General features: G+C 76.6%; 3 protein-coding genes. 2 read left to right on the plus strand and 1 reads right to left on the minus strand.

The window, feature by feature from the left end:
• Positions 1 to 153: 153 nt before the first annotated feature.
• Complete coding sequence (locus GTR00_RS17820) at positions 154 to 1,401, minus strand: DUF1015 family protein (RefSeq protein WP_166612919.1); 1,248 nt, start codon at positions 1,399 to 1,401, stop codon at positions 154 to 156.
• A 68-nt stretch (positions 1,402 to 1,469) separates the two neighbouring features.
• On the opposite strand from GTR00_RS17820, the gene GTR00_RS17825 reads away from it, so the two are divergent.
• Together GTR00_RS17825 and GTR00_RS17830 are read left to right on the plus strand one after the other, a co-directional pair.
• Positions 1,470 to 1,919 (plus strand): tetratricopeptide repeat protein, encoded by a 450-nt coding sequence (locus GTR00_RS17825; protein ID WP_166612920.1) that lies wholly within the window; start codon positions 1,470 to 1,472, stop codon positions 1,917 to 1,919.
• Positions 1,916 to 3,061: an HAD-IIA family hydrolase gene (locus tag GTR00_RS17830; protein ID WP_205706098.1), complete on the plus strand. Its 1,146-nt coding sequence runs from the start codon at positions 1,916 to 1,918 to the stop codon at positions 3,059 to 3,061. Before GTR00_RS17825 ends, GTR00_RS17830 begins: the two co-directional genes overlap by 4 nt.
• Positions 3,062 to 3,112 lie beyond the last annotated feature (51 nt).

Consider the following 3,112-nt stretch of genomic DNA (forward strand, 5'->3'; position numbering starts at 1 on the left):
GAGACTGGGTGGGAGAGTAGGACACCGCCGGCCACTCCTCTTTTGTTGGGTGAGTGGTGTCAGGGCCCGTGCCCCCTGGTGGGGGGTGCGGGCCCTTTCCACGTATCCGGGGGGTGTTGTCCTGCAGAGCACCCGATGTCCGAGCGTCAGTCGTCAACGGAGTCGCAGCACTGCTCCTGCGATCGGCTTGGGGCGGTAGGACGTGGCCTTGCGACCCATGAGGCGACCGCTGGTGATGATCGCTGTGATGTCCTGCCACCGGGGACCCGGCAGCAGGACCGCTGCCATCCCCTGCGTGGCCGCTGCCACAGCGCGCAGCGTGTCGGACTCGTAGCGCACTTCCGGCTCGGGGACTCCTGCCCGGGCCAGTACCTCATCCACCCACGCCGCGGTGCCGACGGCGTTCGCCACGGCGCCGGGTGTCCTGAGGACGACCACGGTCGCACCGTCGAGGACGAGGGCGTCCGGCTCGTGCAGCGATGCGAGCAGCTCGTCCACCTGCTCGACAGGTCGGGCTGGAGACCGCACCGTGCCGGGAGCCGTGAGCAGCTGGAGCACGGCCCACCGCGGAGCCAGTCGGTGCAGGGCCAGGACGTCCAGCGGTGCGGGTCCCGGGAGGTGGAGAGCCGCGAGCACTGCACCGGAGCGCTGAGAGCGGGCGGCGGTGCGCCGCACGGCGACCCAGCGGTGGTGACCGTCCCCGATGATCCACCGCCGTGCGCCCACGGCCGCGCACAGGATGGCGACCACCTCCGGCTCCTCGAGCCTCCAGACGTCGATCGGGCCGCGGGGGCCGTCCGCGTGCGCGACGTGGTCGCCCAGCCGCCCAGGGTCGCCGGCCGCTCCGGCGAGGACGTCGCCGACGTGCCGGGGGTCCGCGCCGGGCACTGCTCCGGCGTCCACGAGGAGGACCGGCTCGGAGTCCACGCCCACCGCCTCCAGGCGTGCTGCCCGCGACACCACGGCGTCTTCGATGGTGGCCTCGTGGGGGAAGACCCGGTCGTCGGTACCGGTGCCGACATGGAGCTCGCCGACCAGGAAGCGGTGCGTGCGACCGCCGTGCACCTGCTGCAGGACGTACAGCGCCGGCGGGTCCTGCACGAGCGCTCCCCGTCTCAGCCACTGCACGACGGCCGGAGCGCCGCTCACGTCCGCTCCGGCGTACTCGGGGCGCTCCAGGTGCGTCACCAGGTACGGCGACGCGGCCAGGGCCTGCTCGCGCTCGGCCCTGTCGATCTCGGTGTGCGGCGGTGCCACGACCGCGTCCAGGGGACCGACGACGTCTTCGCGGTAGCGCAGGCCCAGGAAGGGCCGCAGCAGCGCGGCCGTGCCCGGCGCGGGCGCCTCCAGGGCCGTGGAGGTCGACCGGGGGGCTCGCCCCCCCGTGCGTCCCGGCTCCACCCGTCGCATCCTACGGTCGGACCGTGCAGCGCCGCGGTCCACCCGCGCCCGTCCGAGGAGGTTCCGCCGTGCCCGACGAACTCGACCCCGAGGCCGCCCGGGGCGGCGGTGAGCACGAGCCGGGCCGCCCCCGCGGCGGCCCGTACGAGTGGTTGCAGCGGGGCCTGGCGCTGCTCGCCGGCGGCGAGGCCGCGGCCGCGGCGACGCTGCTCGCCCGTGCGCACGCCCAGGAGCCCTCCTCCACCGGCATCCTCGAGGCGCTGGCCCGGGCCCAGTACGACGCCGGTGACGTGGCCGCGGCCGCCGAGTCCTTCCGGCACCTCGCGCAGGCGCGCCCGGCCGACGACTACGCTCACTTCGGGCTGGGCCTGAGCCTCAGCCGCCTGGGGCGGTTCGGCCTGGCGGCCGAGCACCTGGCCATGGCGCACGCCATGCGCCCGGACCGGCCCGAGTACGCCGACCGTCTGCGACAGGTCCGCGCCACCCTGGCGGCGCGGCAGAGCCCGGGGAGTCCGTGAGCACCAGCCGGAGCAGCACCGCGACCGACACCCCGCCGACCACCTTGAGCGCCGGCGGTCCCTCGCTGCTGGAGGTGCACGACGCGGTCCTGCTCGACCTCGACGGCGTCGTCTACGTCGGGCCGCACGCCGTGCCGCACGCCGCGGACTCGCTCACCCGCGCCGTCGGCGACGGTGCGCGGCTGGCCTTCATCACCAACAACGCCTCGCGGCCCCCGTCGACCGTCGCGGCGCACCTGCGCGAGCTGGGGGTGCCGGCGCAGGACGGTGACGTCGTCACGTCCGCGCAGGCGGCGGCCCGGCACCTGCAGCAGCGGCTGGACGCGGGCTCGCGCGTCCTGCTGATCGGCGGGGCGGGGCTGGCCGAGGCGCTGGAGGCGGCCGGGCTCACCGCGGTGGGCTCGCTGGCGGACGGACCCGTCGCCGTCGTGCAGGGCTTCTCCCCGGACACCTCCTGGGCGCGGCTGGCCGAGGCGACCCACGCCGTCCGCTCCGGCCTGTGGTGGGTCGCCACCAACCTGGACTCGACCGTGCCCACGCCCGGTGGGCCCGCCCCCGGCAACGGGCTGCTCGTGCAGCTGGTGGCCCGGGCCGCGGGCCGCGACCCGGACGTGGTGTGCGGCAAGCCCGAGCGCGCCCTGTTCGACGAGGCGGTGGCGCGGCTGGGGGCCCGGCGCGCGCTCGTCGTCGGCGACCGGCTGGACACCGACCTGCAGGGTGCGCGCACCGCCGGGCTGACCGGTCTGCTGGTGCTGACGGGCGTCACCGGGGTGGTCGAGCTGCTCGCCGCGGCACCCGCTGAGCGCCCGCACCTGGTGGGGCGGGACCTGCGCTCGCTGCGCGACGCGCACCCGGGGCCCGTCGTCGAGCGCGGGGAGGACGAGCTCGTGGTGCGCTGCCGCGACGCGGCGGTGCGCATCGGCGCCGGCGGTGCCTCGGTGGTGGCCGCCGCGGCGGGCCCGGACGGCCTGGACCTGCTGCGGGCGGCCGCCGAGGCGGTCTGGCAGGCCCGCGACGCGGGGCTCGAGCGGGACTGGCGCGTGGACGCCTCGGTGCTCGTGGAGCCCGTCGTCCGCAGCCTGCCCGCCGACACCCCGGCCGCTGTGGACGAGGTGGGTGAGGGTGTCGGGGACGGCTTGTAGCCTCACCCGGGTGAGCCAGCACCCCGCCCCGACGCCCCGGCCCGCGCCGCC

It is taken from the genome of Kineococcus indalonis, assembly GCF_009906395.1.
Classification (GTDB): Bacteria; Actinomycetota; Actinomycetes; order Actinomycetales; family Kineococcaceae; genus Kineococcus; species Kineococcus indalonis.